The organism is Propionicimonas sp. (assembly GCF_049840635.1).
Taxonomy (GTDB): Bacteria; Actinomycetota; Actinomycetes; order Propionibacteriales; family Propionibacteriaceae; genus Propionicimonas.
Window position 1 is genome coordinate 1,123,546 of the sequence record NZ_JASGKL010000005.1, and the last position, 16,162, is coordinate 1,139,707.

Genomic DNA, 16,162 nt, shown 5'->3' on the forward strand with positions numbered 1-16,162 from the left:
CGAACCTCTTGCGCTACCGGACTCTACACGTGTAGCGTCTCGGCCATCGACAAAGCCCGCCCACAGCGGCGCCATCCCAACGAGGGGAAAAGTGGTGAGTACGAACACAGCAGTCCAGGCCGGGCGCCCGTCCCGGCGAGCGAGGGGCGCCTCGTCGCGACCAGCCGGCGGCCGCAACGAACTGGGCACCGCGCTGGTCTTCATCCTGCCGGCCCTGATCGGCTTCGTGACGTTCTTCCTCGTCCCGACGATCCGCGGCTTCTACTTCAGCATGACGCAGTACAACATCCTGAGCACACCGAAGTGGGTGGGCTTCGCCAACTTCGCGAAGATCGGCACCGACCCGCTGTTCTGGAACGCCCTCGGCGTGACCATCGAGTACGTCATCCTCAACATCGGCTTCCAGACGGTGATCGCGATCCTGCTCGCCGTGCTGATGCAGCGACTCACCCAGTCGACCCTGCTGCGCGGGGCGCTCCTGCTGCCCTGGCTGATCTCGAACGTCATCGCCGCCATGGTCTGGTTCTGGCTGCTGGACTACCAGATCGGCATCGTCAACCAGTTCATCGAGTGGACGGGGATGAACCGGATCGCCTTCTTCGGCGACGAGTTCTGGGCCATCCCGACCATCGCGTTCGTCAACGTCTGGCGGCACATGGGCTACACCGCCCTGCTGGTCTTCGCCGGCATCCAGACCATCCCGAAGTACGTCTACGAGGCCGCGGCCATCGACGGCAGTTCGGAGTGGAACTCGTTCTGGCGGATCACCATGCCGCTGCTGCGACCCGTCCTCGCGATGGTGCTGGTGATCACGGTGACCGGCTCGTTCCAGGTCTTCGACACGGTGGCCGTCACCACCCGCGGCGGCCCCGTGAACGTCACCCGGGTGTTCCAGTACTACATCTACCAGAAGGCGTTCGCCGAGGGTCAGTTCGGTTACGCGAGCGCCCTGTCGGTGATCCTGTTCATCATCCTGGCCGTGATGGCCGCCCTCCAGCTCCGGTTGCTCCGCGCCGGCGAATCCGACCTCGCGTAAGGAGCACAGCCATGGCCACCATCACCGCCGCCCGCGCCGACGCAGAGCAGAAGCGTCGCCGCCGCGCCCTCAACCCCGGACGCATCCTCGCCTGGGTCGCGATGATCTTCTTCCTCGCGCTGTCGATCTTCCCGTTCCTGTGGATGATCCGGACCGCCTTCTCCACCACGCGCTCGCTCCCGTCCAACCCGGGCTCCCTGCTGCCGGTGGACTTCACCTGGGGCGCCTTCCAGCGCGTCCTCGGGCTCGGCACCCAGGCCCAGGCGATCGCCGAGGGCGGCTCCGGGGCGTCGGTGAACTTCTGGCTCTACCTGCGCAACTCGGTGATCTACGCCGGAGCGGTGACGATCGGACAGGTGTTCTTCTGCTCGATGGCCGCCTACGCCTTCGCCCGGCTCCGCTGGCCCGGACGCAACATCGTGTTCGGCGTCTTCCTCGGGGCCCTGCTGGTGCCGCCGATCTTCACCAGCCTGCCGAACTTCGTCCTGATCAAGAACCTCGGCCTGCTGAACACCTTCCCCGGGATGATCCTGCCGACGTTCCTGATGACGCCGTTCGCGATCTTCTTCCTGCGCCAGTTCTTCCTGGGCATCAACAGGGAGATCGAGGAGTCCGCGTCCCTGGACGGCGCCGGTCCGTGGCGGACGTTCTTCCGGATCATCCTTCCGATGAGCACCGCCCCGATCACCACGCTGGCGATCCTGACGTTCATCAACACCTGGAACGACTACTTCTGGCCGCTGCTGGTGGGCAACTCCGACGCGACCAAGGTGCTCACCGTCGCCCTCGGCGTCTTCCGCAGCCAGACCCCGGCCGGCTCCCCCGACTGGGCGGGGCTGATGGCGGCGACGCTGATCGCGGCCCTCCCCGTCCTGATCCTGTTCTTCGCCTTCGCCCGCAAGATCATCGACTCGATCGGCTACTCCGGCTCGAAGTAGCCCCACCACGGCCCGCCGACGCGGGTCCCCGAGAACCCCGCCGCCCCGGAGGACCGGGCCGGCGGACCCCGCACGACCTCATCCAACCCATCCGAAAGAAAGGTCGACCATGTCCCGACCCACCTGGCGCACGGCCGGCGCAGCCATCACCGCTGTCGCCGCGCTCGCGCTCTCCCTCACCGCCTGCAGCAGCGGTGGCGACACCACCGGCGGCGGCAGCGCCGCAGCAACCGGCGAGGCCATCGACACGTCCAACGCCTCCGGCACCGTCAACTACTGGCTGTGGGACAGCAACCAGAAGCCGATCTACCAGCAGTGCGCGGACGCGTTCCACACGGCCAACCCGAACATCACGGTCAAGATCACCCAGTACAGCTGGGACGACTACTGGACGAACATCACCAACGGCTTCGTCGCCGGCACCGCTCCGGACGTGTTCACCAACCACCTGTCGAAGTACCCCGAGTTCGTGACCCAGGGCCAGCTCGTCCCGCTGGACGCCACCCTGGCCAAGGACGGGGTCGCCACCGACACCTACCAGAAGGGCCTCGCCGACCTGTGGGTGGGCCAGGACGGGCAGCGCTACGGCCTGCCGAAGGACTTCGACACGGTCGCGATCTTCTACAACAAGAAGCTGATCTCCGACGCGGGCGTCAGCGACTCCGACCTGGCGTCCATGACCTGGAACCCGACCGACGGCGGCACCTACGAGAAGATGATCGCCCACCTCACGGTCGACGCGAACGGCAAGCGCGGTGACGAGGCCGGCTTCGACAAGAACCACGTGAAGGTCTACGGCCTCGGCCTGGACGGCGGCTCTGGCGGCGGCAACGGCCAGACCCAGTGGAGCATGTACTCCGGCACCACCGGCTGGACCGTCACCGACAAGAACCCGTGGGGCACCCACTACAACTACGACAAGCCCGAGTTCCAGAACACGATCGCCTGGATGCGCTCGCTGATCGAGAAGGGCTACATGCCCAGCCTCGAGTCGGTCACCGGCCAGAGCTCCGCCGACATCTTCGGCGCGGGCAAGTACGCGATGATCACCAACGGCTCGTGGATGATCAACCAGATGTTCGGCTACAAGGGCGTCGAGACCGGGCTCGCCCCGACCCCGACCGGGCCCGACGGCAAGCGCTCCAGCATGTACAACGGCCTCGCCGACTCGATCTGGGCCGGTTCGCAGAACAAGCCGGCCGCGGCGAAGTGGGTCGAGTACCTCGGCTCCGCGGCCTGCCAGGACATCGTCGGCAAGTCCGGTGTGGTCTTCCCTGCCATCCCGAGCGGCACGGACGCGGCGGCGGCGGCGTTCCAGGCCAAGGGCATCGACGTGGACTCCTCCTTCCTCGTGCACGTGAAGGACGGCACCACGTTCCTGTTCCCGATCACCGACCACGCGTCCGAGATCAACAACATCATGACCCCGGCGGTGGACGCGGTGTTCACCGGCAAGGCCACGGCCGACTCGCTCACCGCGGCGAACGACCAGGTCAACCAGCTGTTCGGGTAGCCGGCCCGATCCGTCGAGAGCCTCCGTTCCCGTCGACCGCCTCTGCCCAGGTGCAGGCGCTCGACGGGAAGGGAGGCTCTCGGCGTGGGCGGGTCGGAACCGAGCACAGGAAGGAGGGCGAGAATGCGGCGGGTGCGGGAGTGGGTGACGCCTCAGCGGCTGGCGATGCTCGGGATCGCCGTGGTCGCGGTCGCGCTGCGCTGGTGGTTCGTCGGCTTCGTCTCCGGCGACTTCCAGACGTTCCTGTCGCGGTGGTGGACGTACCTGGCCACGCACGGCCACCTCGCCGGGCTCGCCGACGACTCGTTCTCCAACTACAACACCCCCTACCTCGTGCTGCTGGCGCTGGCCACCTACCTGCCGGTGCGGGCGATCGTCGCGATCAAGGCGATCTCCATCGCCGGCGACCTGGTGCTGGCCTGGGTCGCGTCCCGGATCGTGGCCACCGTCCGGCCCGGCTCCGCGTGGGCGCCGGTGGCGGGCTTCGGGGTGGTGCTGTTCCTGCCGACGGTCGTGATGAACAGCGGCGTCTGGGCACAGTGCGACTCCCTCTACGCCGCCGCCTGCCTGGCCTGCATGCTGTTCCTGATGAAGGGGCGGCCCCGGGCTGCGTCCGCGTGGTTCGGGGTGGCCTTCGCGTTCAAGCTGCAGGCCGTGTTCCTCCTGCCGGTGCTGATCGGCGTGGTGGCGGTGAACCGGCACCGCTGGCGGACGCTGCTCGCCGCGCCGGCGACGTTCCTGGCCTGTCTGGTGCCCGCGCTGCTCGCGGGGCGCAGCCTGGTCAGCCAGCTGATGGTCTACCCGCTGCAGGTCACCGACTCCTCCGGCACCGGGGGCACGGTGGGGGGAGGTGGGACGCGCGGCGGCGGCGCGGGCGGTCTTCCGGGTGGCGGGCCTGGCGGACAGCCCTCTGGCGGACCCGGTGCCCCTCCTTCGGCGGGCGCGGGCGGACCTCTCCCGTCCGGCGGGGCCGGCGGTGGCGCGGGCGGTCCGGGCGGTCCGGGCGGCGGCTCTGGCGGGCCCGGCGGTGGATCGTCGGGGTTCACGCTCAACGTTGGCCAGAGCTTCACCCACAACGCGCCGACCCCGTACGCGTGGCTGCCCGCGGACGCGTCCGTGGCGTGGAAGTACGCGGGCCCCGCGCTGACGGCGGCTGTGGTGATCGGCTTCGGTGCCTGGCTGCTGGCCCGGCAGCGCCGGCTGACCGCATCGCAGGTGCTACTCGTCGCGGCCTGCTGCGCGCTGGTCGTGCCCCTGCTCCTGCCGGAGATGCACGAGCGCTACTTCTACCTCGCCGAGGTCCTGCTGGTGCTGGCCGCGTTCGTCGAGTGGCGGTTCGCGCTGCCGGCGCTCGGTATCCAGCTCGCCAGCACCAGCACCTATCTCGCCTACCTGCTCGACACGCACGTCGTCCCGCTGGCGGCCGCCGCCGCGGTCGCGGCCGCGTCCGGGCTGGCCGCGGTGGCGCTCCTCGTCCTCGCCCTGCGCGACCGGGACGTCCACCACAAAGTGGACGCTTCTGCGGCGAACTCGCCCTGATCCGTCCACCTTGTCGTGGACGCCCACCGGCTCCACCACAAAGTGGACGCTTCTGCCGCGAACTCACGACAAACCGTCCACCTTGTCGTGGACGCTGTGAGGATGGAGGTAGAGGAGAGGAAGACGACGATGGAGATCCGCCGCGTGGTGGTCGCCGGTGCGGGGACCATGGGACAGCAGATCGCGCTGCAATGCGCGACGCACGGCTGCGAGGTGGTGCTGCTCGACACAGCGCAGGCTGCGCTGGAGGCGGCATCCGCGCGGCTGGCCGTCCTCGCCCGGCACGTGGCCGACGAGCCCGTGTTCGCCGGTGCCGACGTCGAGAGTGCGGCGGCGGGTATCCGGCTGACAACGAACGCGGCCGAGGCGGCGTCCGATGCCGACCTCGTCTCGGAGTCGGTGCCCGAGGACCCCGACCTGAAGGGGCGGGTCCTGGCCGAGCTCGACGCCGTGTGCCCGGCGCGGACGATCTTCGCGACCAACACCTCGTCGCTCCTGCCCTCGATGTTCGCCGCCGCGTCGGGCCGCCCCGACCGGCTGGCAGCGCTGCACTTCCACCAGCCGGTGTGGGCGGCCAACATCGTGGACGTGATGCCGCACGCCGGGACGTCGGAGGAGACGGTCTCGTCCCTGCTGGCCTTCGCAGCGCAGATCGGGCAGGTGCCCATCCACCTGCGCAAGGAGAGCCCCGGCTACGTGTTCAACGCGATGTACAACGCGCTCAACCGCGAAGCGATGACGCTCGCGGCGAACGGGGTGGCGTCCATCGAGGACATCGATCGCGCCTGGACCACCGTCACGAAGATGCCCAACGGACCGTTCGGCATGCTCGACCACGTCGGCATCGACACGGCGTGGCACATCACCGACTACTGGGCCCGCGCCCTCGGCGACGAGCAGCTCGCCCGCAACGCCGCCTTCCTCAAGGGGTACCTCGACCAGGGTCGGGCCGGCGTGAAGTCCGGCAGGGGCTTCTACGACTACAGCGACTGAACGCGACCCGCACAAGGTGGACGCTTCTGCCGCGAACTCGCGACAAACCGTCCACCTTGTCGTGGATCACGCCTCCGCCCACCACAAAGTGGACCGAACCGCGGCGAACTCGCGATGATCCGTCCACCTTGTGGTGGAGCGGCGGCTCAGATCGTGACGACGATCTTGCCGCGGGTATGGCCGCCCTCCAGCGCCCGGTAGGCGTCGACGGCGTGGTCGAGGTCGAACACCTGCGAGATGGGGACGGTGATCCTGCCGTCCGCGGCGAGCGCAGCCAGCTCGGCGAGGTCGTCGCTGCTCGGACGCACCCAGATCGACTGCCCCCCGAACTGCGACGCGGCCCGTCCGTCGGCGATCGAGACCACCGAGCCGCCCGGCTTCAGCAGGTCGGGGACAGTGTCGAGCGCGTGCCCGCCGACGTAGTCGAGGATGACGTCGAAACCCTCCGGCACGACCGCCCGCGCGGCCTCGACGACGCCGTCGCCGTGCCGGATCGGCGTCGCGCCGAGCGAGCGGACGTAGTCCTGGTTGGTCGGACCCGCTGTCCCCACCACCCGCGCTCCGGCGAGCACGGCGAGCTGGGTCGCGAACGAGCCGACGCCCCCGGATGCGGCGTGCACGAGCACGGACGAGCCCTCGCCCAGGCCCGACCGCCGGACGCTCTGCAGCGCGGTCAGCCCGGCCAGAGGCAGTGCGGCCGCCTGCTCGAACGACAGGCCGGACGGCTTGTGGGTGGCCGTCCGGACGGGCACCTCGGCGAACTCGGCCAGCGTCCCTGCGTGCACGACGTCCTTGCGGGCGTAGGCCATCACCTCGTCACCCACGGCGTACTCGGGGGTGTCGAGGCCGGGGCGGACGACCACCCCGGCGACGTCCCACGCGGGCACGACGGGGAAGACCGTGTCGATCACCCCCTGGAGGTAGCCCTCCCGCAGCTTGTAGTCGACCGGGTTGATGCCGGCGGCCACCACCTTCACCAGCAGCGAGTCAGGTCCCGGATGTGGGTCGGGAACCTCGCCCACCCGGAACGTCTCGTCGCCGCCGAACTCCTCATAGAACAGTGCTCTCACTCTGGGGCCAACCGGCGGGCGCCCTCCCGCATTCCGCGCCGACCACGAGATCCCGGGTCACGCCCGGGATGACAGGTGGGTGGGTCGGCCGAGATCCCGGGTCAAGCCCGGGATGACAGGGGTGGGGGTGGGGATGACAGGTGGGGCCTCCATCTTCACCTGTCATCCCGGCGAAAGCCGGGATCTCCCTCCGGCACCCACCGGCGGCCGGCGGACACGGCTAGCGGTCGCAGGCCGAATGACAGGGACGGCCGGGGTGCACCTAGGCTGCGGGCATGGCACGACAGGAGTCCTCCGGGCCGGTTCCGCCGCGGGCGGCCCGGGTGAGGCTGGGACGGCTCGTCCCTGCCGACGTCGACACGCTCGACGGGGACGACGACCTCGACGAGGTCGAATGGCGCGACCACCACGTCGAGGAGATGGCGTGGACGGGGCGGCGCCGGGTGACCTCCTCGCGCCTCGCCGGAGTGAGGGCCCACGAGTGGAAGGCGCCGGGGGCCTCCCTGACCGCGTCCGTGCTCGAGGGTGTCGAGGTCACCGCGCTCAGCGCGTCCGGGTCGAGCTGGTGGAACGTCGAGGTGGACCGGTCCCGGATCGGCTCCGCCGAGCTCTACGACGCCACCTGGCGCAACGTCGCGTTCGCCCACTGCAAGCTCGGCTACCTCAACCTCCGCGGCGCGGCACTCACCGATGTCGCCTTCACCGACTGCACGATCGCCGAGCTCGACCTCGGCAGGGCCACCGCCACCCGGCTCTCCTTCGCGGGTTGCCGGATCGACCGGATCGAGCTGAACGGGTCCCGGCTCACGGACGTCGACCTCCGCGGCGCCCGGCTCGCCGACGTCGGCAGCCTGGACGGGCTCCGCGGCGCCACCATCACGGTCGAGCAGCTGCTCGACCTCGCCCCCGCGCTGGCCCAGCGCCTCGGCGTCCACATCGACTGAGCGTCTGGCGAAGCCGCCGCAGCCCGCTTCGCGTCGCCGCTCGGTGGCGCGAAAGGAGAACCGTCCCCGGTTTCGCGCCAACCCCGACCACCGGCGGTATCAGCAGGGGCACTCCCCTCCTCCCAATCGGTGGCCGCCCACGGCGGGCCGCCATCCAGGAGAGGGGAACGACGATGGCATCCACGTCTCAGATCATCCGGGCGCTCATGGCGGGGGACCGGCTCGCGCTCGTGATCGCACTCAACCCGAAGGCCGCGGACGTGATCCCGCGCGGTCCGCTGCGCGCCTTCGCCCGCGGGATCGAGGTCGAGCTGAACCCGCAGCCGCTGCCGCCGGGCCCGGTCGAGGTCGGCGTCCGGCTGATGCAGGAGGTCGTCCGGGCCGGCATCACGACCGGCTTCGCGCAGTTCGCCGACGACATCGACGACTGGTGCGGGACGGGCTGGCCGCACCGCTGGCCCGGCGTCGTGCCCATCCCCGACCCGGACCCCGAACCCTGGTACCTCGCCCAGGTGCAGCTCGGCGGCCTGCTCGCCCTGGCCGACATCGCCGCCCACTACGGGGACGCGAAGCTCGTCGCCCGCTTCGACGAAGCGATCGAGAAGCTCGGCGACGCCGCCATCGGGCAGGCCGGGCAGCGCTTCGGTGGCGTGTGAGCCTCGCGGACGCGTCCCCTCGGCCGAGCGGCCCGAAGCCGCAGGAAGCCGGGGCGGGCGCGTCCGATCCACCTTGACGCCCTGCTGAGCAGCCCTTGACCGAACCTCAATCAACGGGGTGTGGACTGGCCGTGGAACGGGCCCGGCAGGAGCGGTGTCCGGATGTCGTCATGCCTCAGCACGCGATGAATAGCACACATTGATAACGCTCTGATTACGCTTTGCACGAGCGAGAAGCCAGCCCTTGGAAGCCGCTGGGCGCGTGCTAGATTACCCAAAACCCGCAGGGGTCGGACGGTCAGTGTGTCCGACGGGAGTCGCGGGTGAGAAGAGGGTTTCCGGATGGCAGACACCACCGTGGTCGAGGCGCGCGATGGCGCAGTCCCGATCGCGGGGCGTACACCGTGGCAGATCACCCGCTCGCGGCTGGTCCGCGACAAGGTCACCATGGTTGCGCTCGGCGCAGCGATCTTCTTCATCCTGCTCGCCGCGCTCGCGCCGCTGATGACGCAACTCGGCTGGCTCGACCCCTACAGCTCGAACACCGACCTCGTCGGGGGCCTCGGCTCGCTGCCGATCGGGCCGTTCGGCGGCGTCTCCGCCCAGCACTGGATGGGCGTCGAGCCCGGTACCGGACGCGACATCTTCTCCCGCGTCGTCGCCGGCCTCACGGTCTCCCTCACCGTCGCGACCCTTGCCGTCCTCGTCTCCGTCGTCCTCGGCGTGACCATCGGGATCATCTCCGGCACTGCGGGAGGACGCGTCGACTGGCTCTTCTCCCGGATCATCGACTTCGTGCTCAGCTTCCCGCAGACGCTGATGCTGATCGCCCTGTCGACCATCGTGATCGACCTGCTCCAGAGCGCCCTCGACACCGACCGGACGATCCCGTCCATGATCTTCATGATCCTGGTGATGGGCTTCTTCGGCTGGCCGTACTTCGCGCGCATCATCCGCGGCCAGGTGCTCTCGCTGAAGGAGCGCGAGTTCGTCGAGGCCGCCCGGTCGCTCGGTGCCGGACGGCGCCGTATCTACTTCACCGAACTGCTCCCCCACCTGTGGGCGCCGATCCTCGTCTACACGACGCTGATCATGCCCCAGAACATCGCCACCGAGGCCGCGTTGGGCTTCCTCGGCGTCGGCATCCAGGCCCCGACCCCCTCGTTCGGCTCGATCCTGAACGACTCGGTGCACTACGCCACCTCGGATCCGGCCTACTTCATCTTCCCGGGCATCACGCTGTTCCTGGTGGTGCTCTCCTTCAACCTGCTCGGCGACGGCCTCAGGGACGCGCTCGATCCCAAGGCCGACCGCCAGTGAACGCAGGCAAAAGCACCCCCGCAGTCTCCGCAACAAACACAGAAGGAGAATCAATGAAGCGAGTCAAGATCGTCGCGGGTGTCGCGACGACCATGGCGCTGGGCCTCGCGCTCACCGCGTGTGGCGGCGGCACCGGTGGCACGAACGGGGGGTCCGCAGCGGCACCGGCCGGCGCCGGCAACACGCTGTACATCCTCTCCGGCACCGCCACCGAGCACTGGGACCCGCAGCGGGTCTACGTCGGCGTCAACATCGAGGCCGGCAACCGCCTGTTCACCCGCACGCTGACCACGTTCGCGCCCGTCGCCAAGAGCGGCGACTCCGCAGAGCTGACCGCCGACGCCGCGACCGACACCGGCACCGTGAGCTCGGACGGCAAGACCTGGACCTTCACCATCAAGGACGGGATCAAGTGGGAGGACGGCCAGGCCGTCACCTGCGAGGACTTCAAGTACGGCATCTCGCGCACCTTCGCCGTGGACGTGATCACCGGCGGCCCGAACTACGCGATCCAGTACCTGGACATCCCGAAGAACGACGACGGCTCCTCCAAGTACGACGGCCCCTACAAGGGCGACGGCCAGGACCTGTACGACAAGGCCGTCACCTGCGACGGCAACAAGATCACCTTCAAGATGGCCAAGCCGTCCGGTGACTTCAACCAGGCCCTGACCATGACCGCCTTCGGTGCGTTCCGCAAGGACAAGGACCAGGGCGACAAGTCGAACTTCCAGATCTTCTCCGACGGGCCCTACAAGCTCGACGGCGACTGGACGTCCAACAAGGGCGGCACCTTCGTCCGCAACGACCAGTGGGACAAGTCCACGGACACGATCCGCACGGCGGGCCCGGACAAGATCGTCTGGGACGAGTCGCTCACCCAGGAGACCCTGTACGAGCGCCTGATCGCCAACCAGGGCAACGACCAGAACGCGATCACCTTCGACCAGGCTCCGGTCACCGCTCTCGCGAACGTGACCAGCGCCGAGGGCCGCAACGACGTCGTCGCCTCGCCGTACACCCGCTACCTCGTCCCGAACTTCAAGTCCAAGGTGTTCGAGAACGACAAGGCCCGTGAGGCTCTGGCCCTGGCCACCGACCGCAGCGCCTACGTCACCGCAGCCGGTGGTGACACCGTCGTGAAGGCGACCAACTCGCTGATCAACCCCGCCCTGTCCTCGTTCCCGAACACCCCGCTGCCGGCGGGCGACAAGGGTGACCCGGCCAAGGCGAAGGCGCTCCTCGAGGAGGCCGGCCTCACCACCCCGGTGAAGATCACCGTGGCCTACCGCAAGAACGACACCCTCGACAAGGTGTTCGCCGGGCTCAAGACCGGCTGGGACGCGGCGGGCTTCGACACCAACCTCGTGGGCATCCCCGCAGACCAGTACTACGGCACGCTGCAGTCCCCGGACTCGGCGACCAAGTACGACGCCTACTGGGCCGGCTGGGGCGCGGACTTCCCGTCCGCGTCGACCGTGATCCCGCAGCTGCTCGACAGCCGCAGCCAGATCACCTCCGGCGGTCCGGGTCAGGACTACGGCTACTTCTCCAACGCCGACTTCAACAAGCAGATCGACGCGGCATCCGCGCTCACCGGTGCCGACGCCGACAAGGCTTGGGGCGCCCTGGACGCCGAGGCCACGGGCAAGTACTACGCCGTGATCCCGCTGATCAATGACCAGTTCGTGTTCGTCCACGGCAGCAATGTCGAGGGCGCGGTCGTGAACACCACGTTCACCGGCTACTACGACCTGGCCAACATCACGGTCAAGCACTGACCATCTGATCGGCCCAAGGGCCGGGGGTGCGCCGCAGCGGCGCACCCCCGGCTCTCCCAAGGAGACGGCATTGTTCTACTACATCCTCCGGCGACTGGTGAATGTCGTCGCGATGCTCTTCCTGATCACCGCGACCACCTTCGCGATCTTCTTCGCCTCGCCGATCGACCCGGCGCGCTACACCTGTGGCAAGAACTGCACTCCGACCATCCTCGAGGGCAACCGCAAGGCCCTCGGCTTCGACCAGCCCGCCTACGTGCAGTACGGCAAGTTCGTCGCCGGCCTGTTCGTCGGGCGTGACTTCCCCGACAACGAGATGCTCCGCGAGCAGTACCCGCAGCAGATCGTGCACTGCCCGGCCCCGTGCCTGGGCTACTCCACCGGCCAGCACCGCACCATCAACGAAATGGTCGCCGAGGCGTGGCCGGTCTCCCTCTCGATCGCCATCGGCGCGTTCCTGCTGTGGATGATCATTGGCGTCGGCGGCGGGATCATAGCCGCGCTCAACAAGGGCCGATGGCCCGACCGCACCATCGTCGGTGCGGCACTCGTCGGCTTCTCGCTCCCCACCTTCTTCGTCGGTCTCGTGCTGCTCACCTTCCCCGCCATCAAGTGGGGCTGGGTGCCGATCCCGAGCTACGTCCCCTTCTTCGACAGCCCGATCGACTGGGCCCGCAACCTGATCCTGCCGTGGATCACGCTGGCGTTCTTCTTCGCCGCGAGCTACGTCCGGCTCACCCGCGCGTACATGATCGAGACCCTCAGCGAGGACTACATCCGCACGGCCAACGCCAAGGGCGTCTCGAAGTGGGCGGTGATCTTCCGGCACGGGCTGCGCGCAGCCCTCACGCCGATCGTGACCGCCGCCGGCCTCGACCTCGGTGGCCTGCTGGGCGGCGCGATCATCACGGAGAGCGTGTTCTCGATGCACGGCCTGGGCTACCTCGCCGTGCACTCCGTCACCACCATGGACCTGCCGACGATCGTCGCGATGGTCATGATCGTGTCCAGCTTCGTCGTGCTGGCCAACATGGTCGTGGACATCGCCTACAGCTTCATCGACCCGAGGGTGAAGGTGGCCTGATGAGCGACAAGTTCCTGCGGGTGAACGACCTCCACGTCCACTTCCCCACCGATGACGGCGTGGTCAAGGCCGTGGACGGGCTGAGCTTCGACCTGGAGAAGGGCAAGACCCTCGGCATCGTCGGCGAGTCCGGTTCGGGCAAGTCGGTGACGTCGCTGGCGATCATGGGCCTGCACCGCGGCACGCACGCCCGGATCACCGGTGAGATCGTGCTCGACGGCCAGGACCTGCTGAAGACCACGGACGAGGAACTGCGCAGCCTGCGCGGACGCAAGCTCGCGATGATCTTCCAGGACCCGCTGTCGGCGATGCACCCGTACTACACCGTGGGACAGCAGCTGAGCGAGGCGATCCGCGTCCACGAGCACGTCTCGAAGAAGGCCGCCCGCACGACCGTGATCGAGATGCTCGGCCGGGTCGGCATCCCCAACCCGGGTCGGCGGGTCGACCAGTACCCGCACGAGTTCTCCGGCGGCATGCGGCAGCGCGCGATGATTGCGATGGCGCTGATCAACAACCCCGAGCTCCTGATCGCCGACGAGCCCACCACCGCGCTGGACGTCACCGTGCAGGCGCAGATCCTGGACCTGATGCGCGACCTCCAGGCCGAGTTCGGCTCCGCGATCATCATGATCACCCACGACCTCGGCGTGGTCGCAGAGATCGCCGACGACGTGCTGGTGATGTACGGCGGCAAGTGCGTGGAGTACGCGGAGGTCGACGACGCGTTCCACCAGCCCGACCACCCCTACACCTGGGGCCTGCTCACGTCCATGCCGCGCCTGGACCGGCTCAAGCAGGAGCGGCTCGTTCCCGTCGCGGGGAACCCGCCGTCGCTGATCAACATCCCGCCGGGGTGCGCGTTCCACCCGCGGTGCGCGTTCCGCGAGTTCTCGCCGTGCGCGTGCGACGAGGTGGTTCCCGAGCTCGCCGAGTCGTACCCCAAGCACGACTCGCGCTGCCACATCCCTGTGCCCAAGCGGGCCGAGATCTTCCGCGATCAGATCGCGCCGAGGCTGTAGGAGAGAACCGTGAGCCTGCTCGCCGTCACCGATCTGAAGAAGTACTTCCCCACCTTCAACCAGAAGCTCGTCCGCACCGAGGGCGCGCCGATCAAGGCCGTCGACGGGATCAGCCTCACCCTGGACGCGGGCGAGACGCTCGGCATCGTCGGCGAGTCCGGGTGCGGCAAGTCCACGGCCGGCCGCACGATCCTGCGCCTGCTCGAGCCCACCGGCGGCACGATCGAGTTCGAGGGCAGGGACGTCACAAAGATCCAGGGCGAGGAGCTCCGGGCGCTGCGCCGGCAGGTGCAGATGGTGTTCCAGGACCCCTACGGCTCGCTGAACCCGCGCCACCCGATCGGTGCGATCATCGCCGCGCCGTTCGAGATCCAGGGCATCAAGCCCCCGGGTGGGGTGAAGAAGGCCGTCCAGGACCTGATGGAGCGCGTCGGCCTGAACCCCGAGCACTACAACCGCTACCCGCACGAGTTCTCCGGTGGCCAGCGGCAGCGCATCGGCGTGGCCCGCGCGGTCGCGCTGAAGCCGAAGCTGGTGGTCTGCGACGAGCCCGTGTCGGCGCTGGACGTGTCGATCCAGGCGCAGGTCGTGAACCTGCTGGAGGACATCCAGGACGAGCAGAACCTCGCCTACGTGTTCATCGCGCACGACCTGAGCGTCGTCCGGCACATCTCCGACCGGGTGATGGTGATGTACCTCGGCAAGACGATGGAGGTCGCCGACCGCAACGACCTCTACGAGCGCCCGATGCACCCCTACACGCAGGCGCTGATGTCGGCCGTCCCCGTCCCCGAGCCGCGCCGCAGCCGCGACCGGATCCTGCTCTCCGGCGACCTGCCCAGCCCGCAGAACCCGCCGTCGGGCTGCGTGTTCCGCACCCGCTGCCCGATCGCCACCGAGCGCTGCGCCGTCGAGATCCCCGTCCCCGTGGAACTCGAACCGCACCACCTCGTCGCCTGCCACTACCCGGCGGTCCGCGAAGTCCTCTGACGCCCGAGATCCCGGCCTCCGCCGGGATGACAGGAACGGGTCGGGCCCGCGAACCGCCCCCGGCCTCCGCCGGGACGACAGGGGGTGGCCTGTCATCCCGGGCTTGACCCGGGATCTCCGCGTCTACGCCGACGGCAACAAACCACGAGATCCCGGCCTCCGCCGGGATAACCGAGCTTGGTTCGTCATCCCGGGCTTGACCCAGGATCCCCGCGCCCACACCGACGGCAACAAACCACGAGATCCCGGCCTCCGCCGGGATAACCGAGCTTGGTTCGTCATCCCGGGCTTGACCCGGGATCTCCGCGTCCACGCCGACGGCCACGACCACGAGATCCCGGCTTCCGCCGGGATGACAAGAAGGGGCTGGCGTCCACCGCTCAGGCGTCGGTCGCGAGCCTCGCCACGTGGAGGGTGAGGTAGACGACCTCGTCGGCGGTGATCGGCTTCTCCAGGCGCAGCTCGAGCAGGGCCTTCACCCGCTCGGCGCACGCGTACGCCTGGGGGAAGGACGCGCGGATCGTCGAGGTGAAGCTCTCCGGGTTCTCGACGAGCTGGAGCCCGGAGTCGACCCGGACGAAGAAGTAGCGCAGGTGGGTGATGAACCGGGCGGCGTTCAGGCTCTCGGTGTCGAAGCGGCGCCCGTAGGAGGCGTCCAGCACCTCGAACACCTGCCGGAACAGCGCGGTCATCTGCACGGTCCGGGACAGGTCGTCGGACGCGAACACGGCGTTCACGAAGTGCAGTGCGACCGGGACGGCCTCGTCCGCGGGGATATCCACGCCGGTGCGCTCTCGGACGAGCGCGACCGCGTCCCTCGCGACCCGGAGCTCGTTCGGGTACAGGTGGGCGACCTCCGCCTTCAGCGGGTAGCCCACCTCGATGTGCTGGCGGACGCGCTTCACCGCGAAGCTGAGGTGGTCGGCCAGCGGGATCACCATGCCCTGCCCGAACGTCGTCCCGAGCTCCCCCTGCGCCCGGCGCAGGACCTCCGCGGCGAGCGCCAGGTACTCGGGGGCGATCTCGGTGAGGAACGCCGACAGCTGGTCGATGTCGTGCTGGGCGTCCGGGACGAACACCTGCTGCACCTTCCCGGCGTCGACGACATCGCCGCGTCGCGCCTGGTAGCCCAGGCCGCGTCCGGTCAGCACGACCTCGCGCCCGCCGTCCGCGGCGAGGACGACGTTGTTGTTGTAGACCTTCAGCACCTCCACGTGCCGGTCCCTTCTCCCTGCAGTGCGATCATCGCCGATCCGGCTCCGGGGGTCGAGCCCGC

Annotated in this window: 14 protein-coding genes; 12 read left to right on the forward strand and 2 right to left on the reverse strand. The window is 68.9% G+C overall.

Features of this window, described 5'->3' with window-relative positions:
• Positions 1–94 precede the first annotated feature (94 nt).
• The 5 genes from QM779_RS10965 to QM779_RS10985 all read left to right on the forward strand — a co-directional run bounded on the left by QM779_RS10965 (position 95) and on the right by QM779_RS10985 (position 6,019).
• The gene (locus QM779_RS10965) at positions 95–1,036 is read left to right on the forward strand and encodes a carbohydrate ABC transporter permease (protein WP_428535096.1); all 942 of its coding nucleotides are present in this window, start codon (positions 95–97) and stop codon (positions 1,034–1,036) included.
• 11 nt (positions 1,037–1,047) lie between these two features.
• The gene (locus tag QM779_RS10970; protein ID WP_428535098.1) at positions 1,048–1,974 is read left to right on the forward strand and encodes a carbohydrate ABC transporter permease; all 927 of its coding nucleotides are present in this window, start codon (positions 1,048–1,050) and stop codon (positions 1,972–1,974) included.
• 109 nt (positions 1,975–2,083) lie between these two features.
• Complete coding sequence (locus tag QM779_RS10975; RefSeq protein WP_428535100.1) at positions 2,084–3,487, forward strand: ABC transporter substrate-binding protein; 1,404 nt, start codon at positions 2,084–2,086, stop codon at positions 3,485–3,487.
• A gap of 123 nt (positions 3,488–3,610) precedes the next feature.
• A complete protein-coding gene (locus QM779_RS10980) occupies positions 3,611–5,026 on the forward strand; it encodes a glycosyltransferase 87 family protein (protein ID WP_428535102.1) in 1,416 nt (471 codons plus the stop codon).
• A 102-nt stretch (positions 5,027–5,128) separates the two neighbouring features.
• Complete coding sequence (locus QM779_RS10985; protein WP_428535104.1) at positions 5,129–6,019, forward strand: 3-hydroxyacyl-CoA dehydrogenase; 891 nt, start codon at positions 5,129–5,131, stop codon at positions 6,017–6,019.
• Positions 6,020–6,165: 146 nt separating this feature from the next.
• On the opposite strand, the gene QM779_RS10990 is transcribed toward QM779_RS10985, so the two are convergent.
• On the reverse strand, positions 6,166–7,089 hold the full coding sequence (locus QM779_RS10990) for an NADP-dependent oxidoreductase (RefSeq protein WP_428535106.1): 924 nt from the start codon (positions 7,087–7,089) through the stop codon (positions 6,166–6,168).
• 275 nt (positions 7,090–7,364) lie between these two features.
• Between QM779_RS10990 and QM779_RS10995 the strand changes: the two genes are divergently transcribed.
• The 7 genes from QM779_RS10995 to QM779_RS11025 all read left to right on the forward strand — a co-directional run bounded on the left by QM779_RS10995 (position 7,365) and on the right by QM779_RS11025 (position 14,886).
• Positions 7,365–8,033: a pentapeptide repeat-containing protein gene (locus QM779_RS10995; protein ID WP_428535108.1), complete on the forward strand. Its 669-nt coding sequence runs from the start codon at positions 7,365–7,367 to the stop codon at positions 8,031–8,033.
• 173 nt (positions 8,034–8,206) lie between these two features.
• The gene (locus QM779_RS11000) at positions 8,207–8,689 is read left to right on the forward strand and encodes a hypothetical protein (protein ID WP_428535110.1); all 483 of its coding nucleotides are present in this window, start codon (positions 8,207–8,209) and stop codon (positions 8,687–8,689) included.
• Positions 8,690–9,031: 342 nt separating this feature from the next.
• Entirely contained in the window at positions 9,032–10,009 is a 978-nt protein-coding gene (locus QM779_RS11005) for an ABC transporter permease (RefSeq protein WP_428535112.1), read from the forward strand.
• Positions 10,010–10,062: 53 nt separating this feature from the next.
• The gene (locus QM779_RS11010; protein ID WP_428535114.1) at positions 10,063–11,790 is read left to right on the forward strand and encodes an ABC transporter substrate-binding protein; all 1,728 of its coding nucleotides are present in this window, start codon (positions 10,063–10,065) and stop codon (positions 11,788–11,790) included.
• A gap of 70 nt (positions 11,791–11,860) precedes the next feature.
• Entirely contained in the window at positions 11,861–12,874 is a 1,014-nt protein-coding gene (locus tag QM779_RS11015) for an ABC transporter permease (protein ID WP_428535116.1), read from the forward strand.
• Entirely contained in the window at positions 12,874–13,896 is a 1,023-nt protein-coding gene (locus QM779_RS11020) for an ABC transporter ATP-binding protein (protein ID WP_428535118.1), read from the forward strand. The genes QM779_RS11015 and QM779_RS11020 overlap by 1 nt, the downstream gene beginning before the upstream one ends.
• A gap of 9 nt (positions 13,897–13,905) precedes the next feature.
• A complete protein-coding gene (locus tag QM779_RS11025; RefSeq protein ID WP_428535120.1) occupies positions 13,906–14,886 on the forward strand; it encodes an ABC transporter ATP-binding protein in 981 nt (326 codons plus the stop codon).
• 380 nt (positions 14,887–15,266) lie between these two features.
• Here QM779_RS11025 and QM779_RS11030 read toward each other — a convergent pair whose 3' ends face one another.
• On the reverse strand, positions 15,267–16,100 hold the full coding sequence (locus QM779_RS11030) for a PRD domain-containing protein (protein ID WP_428535122.1): 834 nt from the start codon (positions 16,098–16,100) through the stop codon (positions 15,267–15,269).
• Between the last annotated feature and the right edge of the window lie 62 nt (positions 16,101–16,162).